This is a genomic window from Yoonia sp. SDW83-1, assembly GCF_046762885.1.
Taxonomy (GTDB): Bacteria; Pseudomonadota; Alphaproteobacteria; order Rhodobacterales; family Rhodobacteraceae; genus Yoonia.
Window position 1 is genome coordinate 104985 of sequence record NZ_JBKQXO010000011.1, and the last position, 15180, is coordinate 120164.

Sequence of the window (15180 nt, forward strand, 5' to 3'; positions counted from 1 at the left end):
TTTCGGGAAGCCTAGGACCAGATCATCCGGTCTGACAAACGGAATTTGCGCAGTGGCGTCAAAACCTTAACAGCGCATTCACAATTCTACCGTGCGCGGCATTAAAGGGGGTAATACTGGCAAAGGGGTCCGACGCTTTGCCGACGCAAATCCGACGCGATGCCGACAGCCCGTTTTGGCCCCATCGCCAATATTAACAGGTGATTCCCGCAAAACCGCAAAAACCGGCAAAGCGCCGGTGTTGCGCACCCCACCGAACGTTGCTCAGACATCAAGGAAAACCGTCTCCTCCGGTCCCTGCAGATGAATATCAAACCGGAATGCACCCGGCCCCACCTCGCGCATCACCATCGTCTGCGCCCGCGCCCCATCCAGCCCCGGCAGATCAGGCACCTGCCCCGGCCAATAGGCCCGTGTATGCAGCCCGATATTGATCCCCCGCGCAATGATCCAAAGCGTCAGAAACGCATCCTCCGCGCGGCGGGTTTCGAACCGGTATTCACCTGTTTCGGCATCCGCCGCAGAGCGGCCAAACGCCCCGATATCTGCCTGCCAAACCTCGATCACCGCATCGGTCAGCGGCGCGCCATCGCCGTCGTAGATACACCCTGTCAGGACTGCATCAGGGTCAGAAACCATAACAGCCCCAATGTCTTGGCCATAAATCCCAAAAATCCCCGCCGCATTGGGCATCAGCCCGATATGCACATAGGGCCCTGCCGTCTGCGACGGTGTTTCGCGCGCCATCACATGCCCTCCGGTCTGTTTTCAAACGGTGTCTGCCGCCGCCCGCGCAGCACGATATCGAAACGATAGGCCAGGCTGTCCATCGGCACCGCCGCATCCATATCCAGCGTTGCGGTCAACGCAGCGACACCATCCGTATCCGGCACCGATTGCACGATGGGGCAAAGCGGGATCAACGGATCACCTTCGAAATACATCTGCGTCACCAGCCGCTGGGCAAAGGCCTGACCGAAAAGGGAAAAATGAATATGCGCCGGCCGCCAGCTATTCGGCCCATTCGGCCAGGGATAGGCCCCCGGCATGATCGTGTGGAACCGATATGCCCCATCATCGCCCGTCATCACGCGCCCACAGCCGCCGAAATTAGGATCAAGCGGGGCCAGATACCCCTCGCGCTTGTGGCGGTAACGGCCCCCGGCATTGGCTTGCCACACCTCCAGCAAGGCACGCGGCACCGGGCGCCCGAACTCATCCATCACGCGGCCATGCACCACGATCCGAGGGCCGATGGCAGTCCCACCTTCCGCCGCGAAATTATGAATAAGATCAGCATCCTGCGGTCCGATCAGATCAGAACCAAAGACAGGCCCGCTTTCCTCTGCCGGGCCGGTCGGCATCTGCAACAACGGCTGTTGCGGGGCACGCAGCCGCGTCGATTTGTAAGGCTCATAAAGCGCTGACGGATGCCGCGCCCGATCCCGTGGCGGAAACTCATTCACCGCGCATCTCCGCAAACACCTCCTTGGCGATCTTCACCGCGTGATTGGCCGCAGGCACGCCCGCATAGATGGCGACATGCTGCAGCGCCTCCATGACATCCCTTTCGCTGGCCCCGGTATTGGCGGTGGCGCGGATATGCATCGGCATCTCGTGGAAGTTCTTGGTCGCGGCCAGCAGTGCCAGCGTGATCATCGACCGCTCGCGCAAGCTGATCGCGTCTGAGGCCCAGACAGTACCCCATGCCCCTTCGGTCACAAGTGTCTGAAACGGCTCATCCAAAGCGGTCTGGCGCGCCTGCGAGGCATCTACATGCGCATCACCCAGGACCTGCCTGCGCCGCGCCTCACCCTTTTCATATCGGTCCATGACATTCCCCTAATATGGCAATCCAACGTAATTCTGCGCCATTGCCGCCTGCGCGGCCCTGTTGCTGCGCAGAAACTCCAACTCAGCCCGCTGTATCCGCAGATCGAATTCCGACTGATCGGGATAGCGGTGCATCAGCGAACTGAACCACCAGCTAAACCGCTCTACCTTCCAGACCCGCGCAAGCGCTTGTTCGGAATAGGCGTCGATCCCGTCGGTAACCCCATCTTCATAATACTGGCGCAAACCTTGGTACAGGTAATGCACGTCCGACGCCGCGGTGTTCAGCCCCTTGGCCCCCGTGGGCGGCACGATATGGGCGGCGTCACCGCACAAAAACAAGCGCCCCCAGCGCATCGGCTCGGTCACGAAAGATCGCAGTGGAGCGATCGATTTTTCAATCGACGGGCCGGTGACAAGGGCCTGCGCCTGATCGGGTGGCAAACGGCGTTTCAGCTCGGCCCAGAACGCATCATCGGTCCAATCGGCCACGCTATCGGCCAGCGAACACTGGATGTAATAGCGGCTGAGTTGCGGGTTGCGCATGGAACAGAGCGCAAATCCGCGCTCGGAATTGGCATAAATTAACTCTTCGTTAACCGGTGGCGTTTCCGACAGCACGCCCAGCCAGCCAAACGGATAAACCTTCTCATACTCGCGCCGCACCGACAGCGGGATCGTGTTGCGGCTGATGCCGTGAAACCCGTCGCATCCAGCGACAAAATCACAGTCAATGCGTTGCGGCGCGCCATCCACGGTATAGGTCACATAAGGCGCATCAGTATCCGCATCGCAGATCCGGACCTTATCGACATTGAACACCGTTTCGGCTGTGCGGGCATCGTAAAGATCGCGGGTCACTTCGGTCTGGCCGTAGACCATCACCGGGCGGCCCGTATGTTCAGTGAAATCCACCCGAAACATCTGATCTCCATAGGAAATCAGCGTACCATCATGGCGGATGCCCTCGCGCTGCATCCGGTCGCCGCAGCCCGCCTCCTCCATCAGATCGACCAGCCCCTGTTCCAGCACACCAGCCCTGATCCGCGACAATACATAATCGCGGGTCTTGCGTTCCAGCACGACCGTATCGATCCCGCGCCGGTGCAGCAGCTGACCCAAAAGTAGCCCCGAAGGGCCGCCGCCGATAATGGCAACTTGTGTCTTCACGATATCCTCCCGCGGCCAGTTTGGCGGCAGTACCGAGCAAAGTAAATCACCCCGCAGGGCGGTTATTGCCGCCAATGGCCGTGGTCAGCCGCGCCGCAGCCGCCATCACCGGTTCGGCCAGTTCGGCAATGCGATCTTCGGTAATGCGGGATGTCGGACCAGAGACGGAAATGCCCGCCACCGCCTCTCCAAACACGTTATAGACAGGGGCGGCAATGCAGCGCATGCCAAGGTTTCGTTCCTCCCCGTCAATCGCATAACCCCGCGCCTTGGTCGCATGCAGATCGGCGATCATCGCCTCGGGGTCGGTCAGCGTATGCGGGGTAAACTGTTCCAGCTTGCTCGCCGCCAGCACCTGCCGCTGGCGCGCATCGTCCATGCGGGACAAGAGCGCCTTGCCAATGCCAGAGGCATGCATGGCCGACGCGGTGCCGGGCGGAAAGAAGGCGCGGATCGTGGCATGTGTTTCGACCTGCCCGAGGAACAGAACCTTGCCATCGCGCTCGATCCCCAGATTGGCGGTCTCTCCCGTCGCCTCCATCAACTCGCGCATAATGGGTCGCGCCCGCTCAACCAGCGAGGTGCGGCGCAGAAACTGCGAGCCCGTCAGGAAGGCCGCGGCCCCGATATTCCAGACCTGTGACTGTTCGTCAAAATCAGCAAAGCCGCGGCCCTGAAACGTCGTTAGCACCCGATAGACAGTGGCCGGGGACTGATCCAAGGTGCCCGCAATCTCTGACAAGGTGCCGCCGCCCATATTGCCCAACTCCACCAGCACCTCCAGCGCGCGATCCAGCGATTTGATCGTGTTCTGCTGGCCTTTGTCATCCCACGCCTTGGGGCGACCACGGGCGCGTTTGGTGTCTTCTTCCACGATTCTCTTCCCTCACATGAAAAACAGTTTCATAATATGAAAAATGCAACCGTCTGACAATAAACAGTTTTTCCAGTCATCCAGTTTCTGAAAAATAATTTCAAAAAAATTGAGTGACGCAGGGGCATCTGGCAAAACACCATCAACCTAATGGAGGATAGGCCAATGAGTTTTCAGAACCCCGTCTTTATTCCCGGCCCCACCAACATGCCCGAGGCGATCCGCAAGGCGTGTGACATGCCCACGATCGACCATCGGTCGCCCTTGTTTGGCCAGATCCTGCATCCTGTGCGGGCCAACGTACAGCAGGTCCTGAAATCTGACAGTGCCGAGATTTTCATCTTTCCATCCACCGGCACCGGCGGCTGGGAAACGGCCCTGACCAACACGCTGTCGCCCGGCGATACCGTGCTGGCCTGCCGCAACGGGATGTTCAGCCACAAATGGATCGACATGTGCCAGCGTCACGGGCTGGATATGCAGGTGATCGAAACACCTTGGGGTCAGGGCATTCCAGCCGGCGAAATGGCCGAAGCGCTGATGGCCGACACCGGCCACACGATCAAGGCGGTGCTGGCCACCCATAACGAAACCGCGACCGGCGTGAAATCCGATATCCGCGCGATCCGCAATGCAATGGATGCCGCAGGGCACCCGGCAATGCTGTTCGTCGACGGCGTGAGTTCCATCGGGTCGATGGATTTCCGGTTTGACGAATGGGGCGTCGATATCGCCGTGACCGGGTCGCAAAAGGGGTTCATGCTGCCTGCGGGCCTTGCCATTGTCGGGTTCAGCCAGCGCGCGCTGGATGCGACCAAGACGGCCAAACTGCCACGCACATTCTTTGATATCAACGACATGACCGCTGGTTATGCCGCCAACGCTTATCCTTACACACCCGCTGTCGGCTTGATGAACGGGCTGCTGCTGTCCACCGAAACACTGCTGAAAGAAGGGCTGGATAACGTTTTTGCCCGCCACCATCGCATCGCGTCCGGCGTGCGGGCTGCTGTTGACGCGTGGGGCCTGAAACTCTGTGCGGCCAGCCCAGATGTGGAATCCGACTCAGTCAGCGCTATCTTGACGCCTGAAGGGTTCAACGCCTCGGACATCGTGACACTGGCCGCCGAAAAATACGGCGTCGCCTTTGGCACCGGTTTGGGCGAGGTCGCAGGCAAGGTGTTCCGCATCGGCCATCTGGGCAGCATGACCGATGTCATGGCCCTGTCCGGTATCGCAACGGCGGAAATGTGCATGGTCGATCTGGGGCTGGATGTCAAACTCGGCTCCGGCGTCGCGGCGGCTCAGGATTACTATCGCGGGCACACGGCCCAAAAACTCAAGGATGCAGCGTGATGAAAGATATCACAGACATGTATATCCCAACCTTTGACGATGTGATCGCAGCGCATGAGCGGATCAAACCGTATATCCACCGGACCCCCGTCCTGACCTCAAGCTATCTGAATGATCTGACCGGGGCCGAACTGTTCTTTAAATGCGAGAACTTTCAAAAGGCGGGTGCGTTCAAGGTGCGCGGAGCGTCCAACGCGGTGTTTGGTTTAAGCGATGAAGACGCCAAGAAAGGCGTCTGCACCCATTCGTCCGGCAACCACGCGCTGTCGCTGTCCTACGCGGCGGGCCGCCGTGGCATCCCCTGCAACGTGGTCATGCCACGCACAGCGCCACAGGCCAAAAAGGATGCGGTGAAAGGCTATGGCGGGATCATCACGGAATGTGAGCCATCCACCACATCGCGTGAGGAGGTGTTCGCCCAAGTGCAGGCCAAGACCGGTGGTGATTTTGTGCATCCTTATAACGATCCCCGCGTGATTGCGGGCCAGGGCACCTGTAGCCGCGAATTTATGGAACAGACCGATGGCGTGGATATCATGGTTGCCCCTATCGGTGGCGGCGGGATGATTTCAGGCACCTGCCTGACCCTGTCGAACATCGCGCCAGAGGTGCAGATCATCGCATCGGAACCAGAACAGGCCGACGACGCCTATCGCAGCTTCAAGGCCGGTCATATCATCGCCGATGATGCGCCGGTCACCATCGCGGATGGCTTGAAGGTCCCGCTGAAAGAGCTGACCTGGCACTTCGTCAGCAACCATGTGACCGATATCTTCACGGCGTCAGAGCAGGAGATCATCGACGCGATGAAGCTGACATGGCAGCGCATGAAAATCGTGATGGAGCCAAGCTGCGCCGTGCCACTCGCCACAATCATCAAGAACCGCGACTTTTTTGCAGGCAAACGCGTCGGTGTGGTGATCACCGGCGGCAATGTCGATCTGGATAAACTGCCCTGGATGCAGGGCTGAGGAGGAAGAAAATGAACGATATGAGCAACCTGAAAAACCTTGAAGTCGGCTATGACGTGCCGGCCATCCCCGGCATGGACGAGGCTGATATCCAGACCCCCTGCCTTGTGCTGGATCTGGACGCGCTGGAACGCAACATCAAGAAGATGGGCGACTATGCCAAATCCCACGGCATGCGCCACCGGGTCCACGGCAAGATGCACAAATCGGTTGATGTCGCCCTGCTACAGGAAAAGCTGGGCGGATCTGTCGGTGTCTGCTGCCAGAAAGTTTCCGAGGCCGAGGTGTTCGCCCGTGGCGGCATCAAGGATGTACTGGTGTCCAACCAGGTGCGCGATCCGCAAAAGATCGACCGTCTGGCCCGGATGCCCAAGCTGGGCGCGCGGACCATTTGCTGTGTCGATGATATCGACAATGTGGCCGATCTGTCTGCCGCCGCGCAAAAGCATGGCACAACCATCGAATGTCTGGTGGAAATCGACGTGGGCGCAGGCCGCTGTGGCGTGCAATATGGTCAGCCGGTTGTTGATCTGGCCAAGGCGATCGACGCGGCCCCCGGCCTGAAATATGCAGGCATCCAGGCCTATCAGGGCGCGATGCAGCATCTTGATGACTATGAAGAGCGTAAAGCCAAAACAACAATCGCCATCGATCAGGTCCGCGAAACGCTCGACATGCTGAAGGCTGAAGGTATCGAGTCTGATATCGTCGGTGGTGGCGGCACGGGGTCCTATTATTTCGAAAGCAATTCGGGCGTGTTCAACGAACTGCAGTGTGGGTCTTACGCCTTCATGGATGCAGATTATGGCCGTATCCTTGACAAGGATGGCAACCGGATTGACGAAAACGAATGGGAAAACGCGCTGTTTATCCTGACCTCCGTCATGAGCCACGCCAAGGCGGACAAGGCCATCGTGGATGCAGGGCTGAAGGCGCAGTCGGTCGATAGCGGCTTGCCCACGATCTACGGACGTGACGATGTGGAATACGTCAAATGCTCCGACGAACATGGTGTCGTGGCCGACCCCGACGGCGTGCTCAAGGTCAATGACAAGCTGAAACTGGTGCCGGGCCACTGCGACCCGACCTGCAACGTGCATGACTGGTATGTGGGCGTGCGGAACGGCAAGGTCGAAACGCTCTGGCCCGTGTCCGCACGCGGCAAAGCCTACTAAGTGCCACGCAGTCCCGGACCCCGATCCGGGACCTCAAACGCAACACCACGAGGCCCCGGGTCACGCCCGGGGCTGCGTCACACATAGGGAAACCGTACCATGATCATCGTCCCCGAAGCCGCGATTGCGGATATCCTCACACGCGCCGACTCGTTCACCGCCGTTGAGCAGGTTTTTGCAGCCATGGCGGCAGGCGATGCCTACAACTTCCCCGTGGTCCGAGAGGCGATTGGCCACGAAGACGCGCTTTACGGCTTCAAGGGCGGGTTTGATGGCAAGGGCATGTCGCTAGGCCTGAAGGCCGGCGGGTACTGGCCGCACAATCTGGAACGGCGCGGGCTGATCAACCACCAATCCACTGTGTTCCTGTTCGACCCTGACACCGGCAAGGTGGCCGCCATGGTCGGGGGCAATCTGCTGACAGCACTGCGCACCGCGGCCGCATCATCCGTGTCGATCAAACATCTGGCCCGCAAGGACGCCAAGGTCATGGGCATGATCGGCGCGGGCCATCAGGCGAAGTTCCAGTTGCGCGCGGCACTGGAAACCCACAATTTCGAAAAGGTCATCGGCTGGAACTACCACCCCGAAATGCTGCCCGGTCTGGCCGAAGTGGCAAAGGAAGCGGGTGTGCCGTTTGAAGAAGTCAGCCTTGACGGTATGGTCGAAGCAGACGTTGTCATCTCCATCACCTCCGTCTTCTCACCCATCTTCGGCGCGGCCCATATCAGCCCCGGCACTCATGTGGCCTGTATGGGGACTGACACTATCGGCAAACAGGAATGCGAAACCGATCTGGTCGTCAAGGCCACCGTATTCACCGACGAGATCGCACAATCCGTGACTTTGGGCGAGGCGCAACACGTGGTAAAGGCCGGGTTGAAAACCAAGGACGACATCACCGAAATCGGTGCCGTCATCAACGGCACGCATCCCGGGCGCAACAGCGATGACGAGATCACCCTGTTCGACGGGACCGGTGTGGGTTTGCAGGACCTCGCTGTTGCCGCCTCAGTCGTTGATCGGGCGATCGAAAAGGGAGTTGCAATCGAGGTCGATTTTTAGGGCGCGAACTCTGCGAAACGCAAAAGCCCCCGCAAATGCGGGGGCTTTCTTTGTTCGGGTGACAGCAATTAGTCGCCGTTCAGCGACCCTTGCCCGTTGCCAGACAGGCCACCCGCAACCTCATCCGTTGCTTCGCCAGACAGCTCCTCAGGCAACAGCAGGTTCAGCACAATCGCGATGAATGCTGCGGGCAGCAGGCCAGACGTCATCAGGATGCGCGCTGTATCCGGCAGGCCAGCAACGGCGCCGGGTTCCAGTTGCAGCCCAAGACCGATGGACAGGGCAATCGCAAAGATCACCATGTTGCGGCGGTTCCAGTTCACGTCTGACAGCATCGAGATACCGGCAGCAACCACCATACCGAACATGACGATCACGCCACCACCCAGCACCTCAATCGGGACGGTGCGGATCACGCCGCCGACCTTGGGCACCAGCCCACAGATGATCAGGAAGATCGCGCCGCAGGTCACGACATGCCTGCTCATCACGCCAGTCATGGCGATCAGGCCCACGTTCTGGCTGAACGATGTGTTCGGGAAGCCGCCAAAGATACCGGCAATTGCGGTGCCAAAACCATCGGCATAGGTGGCCCCTTCGATCTCTTTATCCGTGGCCTCGCGCCCGGCACCACCTTTGGTAATCCCGGACACATCGCCCACCGTTTCAATGGCAGAGATAAAGGCCATCAGGCAGAAGCCGATAATCGCAGCAGCGCTAAATTCGAACCCATATTTGAACGGCTGCGGCAATGCGAAGGCGGCAGACCTTTCCCACGAACCGGTCACGGCAGACCATTCCAGAATACCCACGCCCAGCGCATAGCAATAGCCGACGATCAGACCGATCAGCACGGCTGACACGGAAAGCATGCCGGAAGTGAAAAACTTCATGCCCAGCGTAACGATGATCACGACCAGCGCGGCAGACCAGTTCAAAAGCGAGCCATATTCGGGTGTCCCGATGGCAGGCACGCCGCCAGCCGCGTATTGGATGCCGACTTTGACCAGCGCCAGACCAATCATCGTGACCACCAACCCAGTGACCAGCGGCGGCAAGGCAAACCGGATCCGGCCAATGAACACGCCAAGGACAGCGTGAAATAGGCCCCCAATGATGACGCCACCGAAAAGTGCCGCCAGCCCATCCACGCCTTTGCCCGCGACCAATGGGATCATGATCGGGATGAACGCAAAGGATGTGCCCTGCACAATCGGCAGTTTGGCCCCAACCGGTCCGATTGAGATGGTTTGCAGCAGTGTCGCCACGCCTGCAAACAGCATCGACATCTGAATCAGATACAGAAGCTCCGGAAAATCGGGCGAGTTTGATCCAAACCCGAAACCCGCAGCCCCTGCCACGATGATGGCTGGCGTGACATTGGATACGAACATCGCCAGCACGTGCTGGATACCCAACGGTATGGCCCTGTACAGGGCGGGTGTATAATTGGGATCGCGCAGTTGGTCCGGCGTCCCGATGGATGAAGTTGTCATTGGTCGTCCCCTGTTGTTGCCGATCTTACGCGCCGGTCACTCGTCGAAAATCACGCGGTAAGGCGCGGTAAAATGATGCTCCTCCAGATTGTCGCCTTCGCCGATCCGGTCGATCACGGCAAAAAGGCCGGGGCCTGTTAACGGGGTGAGTACCCCATGCCAGACCCCACGGTGGAAATTGATGCCCTCTCCCGGGGCGGTGATGAAGGCCTGTGGCTGAAGATCGGCGTCGGCCACGATGACCAGAAACGGGTCCATGCTCATCGGGATGAAGGCCTGTGACCCAAGTGGATGTCGTTCCACCAGATCCAGCTTGTAGGGCAATTGCCGCAGCTCTGACCGGAACAGGCTGATGCCCACACGGCCATCGCAATCGACCTGCGCCCGGTCGTGAAACCGCCCGCACAGCCCCGCATTGATGATCTTGTCCGGATCCCCGTCGCAATTCAGCACATCCCCAAATGGCGCGAATGCTTCGGCTGTCAGAGGGGTTATGGCAATGTCACGGGTCATGGGGCAGCATGTCTTTCAGCCGGTGCAGGGCGATGCGTTCGACCTGAAGGCAGGCCTCTGCGAACTCAGTCGCCCGATCATTTTCCAGCCGCGCCGCGAATGCAGCCTTGATCGACGCCTTGTCGTGATCGCGGACCGCAATGATGAAAGGAAAGCCGAATTTTTCGGTATATGCCGCGTTTTGCGCCGCAAATTCGGCGCGTTCATTGTCCGTCAACGCATCCAGACCGGCACTGGCCTGCTCTGCCGTGCTTTCCGCCGTCAGCCGCTTGGCCGCGGCGAGTTTGCCTGCAAGATCAGGGTGGGCCGTTAGGACGCTCAGCCGCTCTTCCTCAGACGCAGCCCGGAATGCCCGGCACATCGCATTATGCAGCCCGGTCGCGGTGTCATGAACAGTGCCAAGCTCCAGATCGAAGGCCCGATCTTCCACCCAAGGCGAATGTTCGAAGACATGGTCGAAATTCTGCATGAACGTCGCCTTGTCCATCTGCGCTGGGCGCGCCCAGCGCTGATGCGGATGGGTTTCGGCCCAATGGTCGGCAATCTGTTCGCGGGTGGCGAACCAGACGCCTTCATGACTTTGGACATATTCAATGAACTCCCGCAACGCCTCTGCCCGTCCGGGCCGCCCAATCAGGCGGCAATGCAATCCGATGGACATCATCCGCCCGCCTTCGCGGTAGAGCGCATCAAAGCTGGCCTTCAGATATTCCAGAAACTGCGCCCCCGCGTTGAACCCCTGCGGCGTGGCAAAGCGCATGTCGTTGGCATCCAGCGTATAGGGTACGATCAACTGGTCGCGCCGCCCGAACTCCATCCAGTAAGGCAGATCATCAGCATAGCTGTCAGCGACGTAGGCAAACTGCCCGGTTTCGGCGGCCAGCCGAACCGTATTCATCGAACAACGGCCCGTGTACCAGCCGCGCGGCGGCGCACCCACGACCTCGGTATGCAGGCGGATCGCCTGTTCCATGTGGGCACGCTCCACATCCTCTGGCGCGTCCTTGTATTCGACCCATTTCAGTCCGTGGCTGGCAATTTCCCAGCCCGCATCCTTCATCGCCGCGACCTGTTCCGGCGCGCGGGCCAGTGCGGTTGCGACCCCGTAAACGGTCACTGGCAAGTCAGCCATCGTCCGGTGCAACCGCCAGAACCCGGCGCGCGCCCCGTATTCATAGATGGTTTCCATGTTCCAGTGGCGCTGACCGGGCCATGCAGCAGCGCCAACAATCTCGGACAGGAAGGCCTCTGATGCGGCATCCCCATGCAGCACGCTATTCTCGCCGCCTTCCTCGTAATTCAGGACAATCTGCACGGCAATCCGCGCCCCGCCGGGCCACTGCGGGTCAGGCGGGTGCGCCCCATAGCCGATCATATCACGTGGATATCTTTTCACGCGCTTACTCCCATTCATTGTCAGGTTAATCTGAAAAATCCCTGGCGTTTTTCAAATTCTTCACGAAACACTTTCGGCGGCTTTAATCGCGCTGGCAATGCGGCCCGTCATGAATTCCATGAACAGACGGGTTTTAGGGTCCTGATGCCGACGATGGGTATAAAGGCACGCCATCTGCACCGGTTCCGGCGGGGTCGCCTCGGCCACCGGGATCAATGCGCCAGATGCCAGATGCTCGGCCACTTCGAAACGCGGTTTCAGAGCGACCCCCTGCCCTGCCAACGCCCAATCGGTCAGCACATCGCCATCATCGCTTTCCAACCGCCCGGCGACGCGGAATTTCTGCGGGCCGTCCGCCGTCATCAGCCGCCACTGAAACTCCGACGCGCCCGGAAACCGCAGGTTCAGGCAATCATGACCGTCACCGACCAGCGCGGCCCCATCCACCGGATGCCCACGTCGCGCGATATAGGCAGGCGACGCGACCAGCACCCGCGCCACATCCGCGATCTTGCGAATACGCAGGTTGCTGTCGGCGGGTTTGCCCAGATGAAACGCCAGATCAAGGCCCTCTGCCGTCATGTCCACATTCCGGTCTGTCATGCGCAGACGCACGTCAATCAACGGGTATTCAGCCGTGAAATCCGGCACATGCGGCGCGATCAGCCGCCGCCCGACGCCCAAGGGGGCGGCCACATGCAGCAACCCCTTCGGGTTTTCGGTCAGATCGGTGACCTGCGCCTCGGCATAATCCACCGCGTCCAACACGGAACAGGCCCCGCCATAAAACGCCTTGCCCTGCGCTGTGGGCGTCAGGCTGCGCGTGGTCCGCTGGAACAGGCGCACCGCCAGATGATCCTCCAACGCCGATATCCGGGCTGATGTGACCGCAGGCGATATCCGCAAATCGCGGCCAGCCGCCGACATCGACCCCAACTCGTAGACCCGCACGAAGGTCCGGATATTTTCAAGATACGACATTATTTCGCAATTTTTGATAGAGCCTTGCAATATCAGGGAATACAAGAAAACCAACGCCCTGACTAGACTGGGTGAAAAAGGGGACGTGCCATGTATGACATTGCAATCTTGTGGGACTGGATCGCCTTTGCAGTGCGCTGGCTGCATGTGATCACGGCGATCGCCTGGATCGGATCATCGTTCTATTTCATCGCGCTCGACCTGTCGCTGAACCGCGATATCGCTGGTCCCGCAGATGGTGAAGAATGGCAGGTCCATGGCGGCGGGTTTTACCACATCCAGAAATACCTGGTCGCCCCCGCCGCGATGCCCGAACACCTGACCTGGTTCAAATGGGAAAGTTACTGGACATGGCTGTCAGGCTTCGCCCTGCTCGCGGTCGTCTATTGGGTCGGGGCCGAGCTTTACCTGATCGACCCCAACAAGGCAGATCTGGCAATCTGGCAAGGCATTCTGATCTCTGCCGCATCGCTTGCCGTGGGCTGGATCATCTATGACCTGCTCTGCAAATCGCCCTTGGGCGAACAGCCCACAACCTTGATGCTGCTGCTGTTCATGCTGCTGGTGGCGATGTCCTGGGGCTATAATCAGGTCTTCACCGGGCGGGCGGCCCTGCTGCATCTTGGCGCTTTCACAGCCACAATCATGACGGCCAACGTCTTCTTCATCATCATGCCGAACCAGCGGATCGTGGTGGCCGACCTGAAAGCCGGGCGCACACCGGATGCCAAATACGGCAAGATCGCCAAGCTGCGGTCGACCCATAACAATTACCTCACCCTGCCGGTGATCTTCCTGATGCTGTCGAACCACTATCCGCTGGCTTTCGGCACCGAATATGCATGGATCATCGCCGCGCTGGTGTTCCTGATGGGCGTCACGATCCGGCATTACTTCAACTCCATGCATGCGCGCAAAGGTAAGCCATCATGGACATGGGCGGTCACCGTGATCCTATTCATCCTGATCGCATGGCTGTCCACCCAACCGGGTCATGACAGCTATGAAGAGGCCGAGGCGCGCGCGCTCACGCCGTACGAACAACGCTTTGCGAGCGCGGCAGGGTTTGAAGAGGCGCATGACATCGTCATCGGCCGCTGTTCGATGTGCCACGCGCGCGAACCGGTCTGGGGCAACACGCAATGGGCGCCAAAGGGGGTCTTCCTCGAAACCGAAAGCGACATCGCACGGTACGCACGGCAAATCTATCTGCAGGCCGGGGTCAGCCACGCCATGCCACCCGCCAACATCACCAACTTAGGGCCAGAGGACCGGGCCAAGCTGATCGCCTGGTATCGGGCCGGATCGTAGGATGGGTTGAAACCCATTTTACATCGCATCAAACGCCGCGATAATGCGGCGGGCCAGGGCGCTCGACTGCTCATAACTGACCAAATGCACATTCAGCCCGCTCTTCGCATGCAACCGCAATGCGCGTAGCATTGCAGCCTCGATCCAGTTCTGCCGGTTCCCAAAGGCACCACCGCCCAGCATCGTCAAAAACACGCGGTTGTTGCCGGTCTGCGCCGCGTTCTGGATTGCGGCAAGCAGTGTCGCCTCATAGGCAGCATCCAGAACGATCTGCGCCAAGGGTGCCCATAAATCGGCATCCACATCGGAATAAGCCACGGGCATTGCGCTGCAATAAACCTGGCACACAAGATGTGCGGCATCATTGATGGTGACCTGCGTCCCGCCGTGGACACCCACGCGCAATGCGGCACGCACGGCATCATGGTCCAACCGATCCAGTTGGGCATTGATGAAACGCAAACTTTCGGCGGTTGGCAAAGCATAGCCATTACGCATCTCCCAGAGGAAATGCTGATCACCACCCAACAGCCTCGCCACAACCGCGAGGCAATCAATCTGGCGAACCGCAGTCTGGCCGATATCGCCCTCAAGTGGGACGAAATAGTTGCGATAGATGGTCCCTGCAAGACAGGCCAGCGCACAGGCCGGACCCTGGGTCAGGTCATGTTCATACCGCCCAACACCCATTTCAGGTGTGACCAACGGGCCTATCATCTCTAGTAGATTGAATTGCGAGGCGACCTGAAAGGTCGCGCCCTCATTCTCCGGGCGCATATGCAGGCGCTGGATGTCGGCGACGACTTCCTGAACGGTCAACGGCCCAGTGTCTGCGGGCGTCACGCTTTCGCGCAGCTCGCTCAGCGATGGGGTGGATAGCGTGCCAGTCTCGGCCCGCCACCCGGTGATATCCGACACAATCACCGTTCCATCCAGCGACAGGTTTTCATAAACGCGCGCGGGCGTCTCGTCGGTGATACCGGTCAGTTCTTCAAACAATGTCATATGCATGCCCGACAGAGGCCACATCGTAAGATGG

The 15180-nt window shown here is 59.6% G+C and carries 15 protein-coding genes; 5 read left to right on the forward strand and 10 right to left on the reverse strand.

Annotation, left to right across the window (positions count from 1 at the left end):
• Window positions 1-264: 264 nt before the first annotated feature.
• The 5 genes from ACFWW4_RS15165 to bhcR are packed head-to-tail and all read right to left on the reverse strand — an operon-like array spanning window position 265 to window position 3877.
• A complete protein-coding gene (locus tag ACFWW4_RS15165) occupies window positions 265-747 on the reverse strand; it encodes a protocatechuate 3,4-dioxygenase subunit alpha (protein WP_411891627.1) in 483 nt (160 codons plus the stop codon).
• Window positions 747-1466 (reverse strand): protocatechuate 3,4-dioxygenase subunit beta, encoded by a 720-nt coding sequence (gene pcaH, locus ACFWW4_RS15170; RefSeq protein ID WP_411891628.1) that lies wholly within the window; start codon window positions 1464-1466, stop codon window positions 747-749. The genes ACFWW4_RS15165 and pcaH overlap by 1 nt, the downstream gene beginning before the upstream one ends.
• Entirely contained in the window at window positions 1459-1833 is a 375-nt protein-coding gene (pcaC, locus tag ACFWW4_RS15175) for a 4-carboxymuconolactone decarboxylase (RefSeq protein WP_411891629.1), read from the reverse strand. The genes pcaH and pcaC overlap by 8 nt, the downstream gene beginning before the upstream one ends.
• Before the next feature lie 9 nt (window positions 1834-1842).
• Window positions 1843-3003, reverse strand: coding sequence for a 4-hydroxybenzoate 3-monooxygenase (gene pobA, locus ACFWW4_RS15180; RefSeq protein ID WP_411891630.1), 1161 nt, complete (start codon window positions 3001-3003; stop codon window positions 1843-1845).
• A gap of 46 nt (window positions 3004-3049) precedes the next feature.
• Window positions 3050-3877, reverse strand: coding sequence for an HTH-type transcriptional regulator BhcR (gene bhcR / locus ACFWW4_RS15185; protein WP_411891631.1), 828 nt, complete (start codon window positions 3875-3877; stop codon window positions 3050-3052).
• Window positions 3878-4042: 165 nt separating this feature from the next.
• Between bhcR and bhcA the strand changes: the two genes are divergently transcribed.
• From bhcA to bhcD, 4 genes are all read left to right on the forward strand, one after another.
• Window positions 4043-5233, forward strand: coding sequence for an L-aspartate--glyoxylate aminotransferase BhcA (gene bhcA / locus ACFWW4_RS15190; protein WP_411891632.1), 1191 nt, complete (start codon window positions 4043-4045; stop codon window positions 5231-5233).
• Window positions 5233-6204 (forward strand): beta-hydroxyaspartate dehydratase BhcB, encoded by a 972-nt coding sequence (gene bhcB, locus ACFWW4_RS15195; protein WP_411891633.1) that lies wholly within the window; start codon window positions 5233-5235, stop codon window positions 6202-6204. Before bhcA ends, bhcB begins: the two co-directional genes overlap by 1 nt.
• Window positions 6205-6215: 11 nt before the next feature.
• Window positions 6216-7379 (forward strand): 3-hydroxy-D-aspartate aldolase BhcC, encoded by a 1164-nt coding sequence (bhcC, locus tag ACFWW4_RS15200; RefSeq protein WP_411891634.1) that lies wholly within the window; start codon window positions 6216-6218, stop codon window positions 7377-7379.
• Window positions 7380-7478: 99 nt separating this feature from the next.
• Window positions 7479-8444 (forward strand): iminosuccinate reductase BhcD, encoded by a 966-nt coding sequence (gene bhcD, locus ACFWW4_RS15205; protein WP_411891635.1) that lies wholly within the window; start codon window positions 7479-7481, stop codon window positions 8442-8444.
• 68 nt (window positions 8445-8512) lie between these two features.
• Here bhcD and ACFWW4_RS15210 read toward each other — a convergent pair whose 3' ends face one another.
• From ACFWW4_RS15210 to ACFWW4_RS15225, 4 genes are read right to left on the reverse strand one after another with little or no spacing between them, the layout of a single operon-like run.
• On the reverse strand, window positions 8513-9940 hold the full coding sequence (locus tag ACFWW4_RS15210; protein WP_411891636.1) for a uracil-xanthine permease family protein: 1428 nt from the start codon (window positions 9938-9940) through the stop codon (window positions 8513-8515).
• A gap of 36 nt (window positions 9941-9976) precedes the next feature.
• Window positions 9977-10453 carry an ureidoglycolate lyase gene (locus tag ACFWW4_RS15215; protein WP_411891637.1) on the reverse strand — a complete coding sequence of 159 codons (477 nt, stop codon included), beginning with the start codon at window positions 10451-10453 and terminating at the stop codon, window positions 9977-9979.
• Entirely contained in the window at window positions 10443-11849 is a 1407-nt protein-coding gene (puuE, locus tag ACFWW4_RS15220; RefSeq protein ID WP_411891638.1) for an allantoinase PuuE, read from the reverse strand. The genes ACFWW4_RS15215 and puuE overlap by 11 nt, the downstream gene beginning before the upstream one ends.
• Window positions 11850-11909: 60 nt before the next feature.
• Window positions 11910-12830, reverse strand: a complete 921-nt coding sequence (locus tag ACFWW4_RS15225; RefSeq protein ID WP_411891639.1) for a LysR family transcriptional regulator — start codon at window positions 12828-12830, stop codon at window positions 11910-11912.
• Window positions 12831-12920: 90 nt separating this feature from the next.
• On the opposite strand from ACFWW4_RS15225, the gene ACFWW4_RS15230 reads away from it, so the two are divergent.
• Window positions 12921-14141 carry a urate hydroxylase PuuD gene (locus ACFWW4_RS15230; RefSeq protein ID WP_411891640.1) on the forward strand — a complete coding sequence of 407 codons (1221 nt, stop codon included), beginning with the start codon at window positions 12921-12923 and terminating at the stop codon, window positions 14139-14141.
• An 18-nt stretch (window positions 14142-14159) separates the two neighbouring features.
• Here the strand turns inward: ACFWW4_RS15230 and ACFWW4_RS15235 are convergent, their stop codons facing one another.
• Window positions 14160-15146 carry a hypothetical protein gene (locus ACFWW4_RS15235; protein WP_411891641.1) on the reverse strand — a complete coding sequence of 329 codons (987 nt, stop codon included), beginning with the start codon at window positions 15144-15146 and terminating at the stop codon, window positions 14160-14162.
• Between the last annotated feature and the right edge of the window lie 34 nt (window positions 15147-15180).

Coding starts and splice junctions, on each gene's coding strand:
- ACFWW4_RS15165 (WP_411891627.1), bottom strand. CDS start 747: ATGGCGCGCGAAACACCGTCGCAGACGGCAGGGCCCTATGTGCATATC.
- pcaC (WP_411891629.1), bottom strand. CDS start 1,833: ATGGACCGATATGAAAAGGGTGAGGCGCGGCGCAGGCAGGTCCTGGGT.
- bhcA (WP_411891632.1), top strand. CDS start 4,043: ATGAGTTTTCAGAACCCCGTCTTTATTCCCGGCCCCACCAACATGCCC.
- bhcB (WP_411891633.1), top strand. CDS start 5,233: ATGAAAGATATCACAGACATGTATATCCCAACCTTTGACGATGTGATC.
- bhcC (WP_411891634.1), top strand. CDS start 6,216: ATGAACGATATGAGCAACCTGAAAAACCTTGAAGTCGGCTATGACGTG.
- bhcD (WP_411891635.1), top strand. CDS start 7,479: ATGATCATCGTCCCCGAAGCCGCGATTGCGGATATCCTCACACGCGCC.
- ACFWW4_RS15210 (WP_411891636.1), bottom strand. CDS start 9,940: ATGACAACTTCATCCATCGGGACGCCGGACCAACTGCGCGATCCCAAT.
- ACFWW4_RS15215 (WP_411891637.1), bottom strand. CDS start 10,453: ATGACCCGTGACATTGCCATAACCCCTCTGACAGCCGAAGCATTCGCG.
- ACFWW4_RS15225 (WP_411891639.1), bottom strand. CDS start 12,830: ATGTCGTATCTTGAAAATATCCGGACCTTCGTGCGGGTCTACGAGTTG.
- ACFWW4_RS15230 (WP_411891640.1), top strand. CDS start 12,921: ATGTATGACATTGCAATCTTGTGGGACTGGATCGCCTTTGCAGTGCGC.
- ACFWW4_RS15235 (WP_411891641.1), bottom strand. CDS start 15,146: ATGACATTGTTTGAAGAACTGACCGGTATCACCGACGAGACGCCCGCG.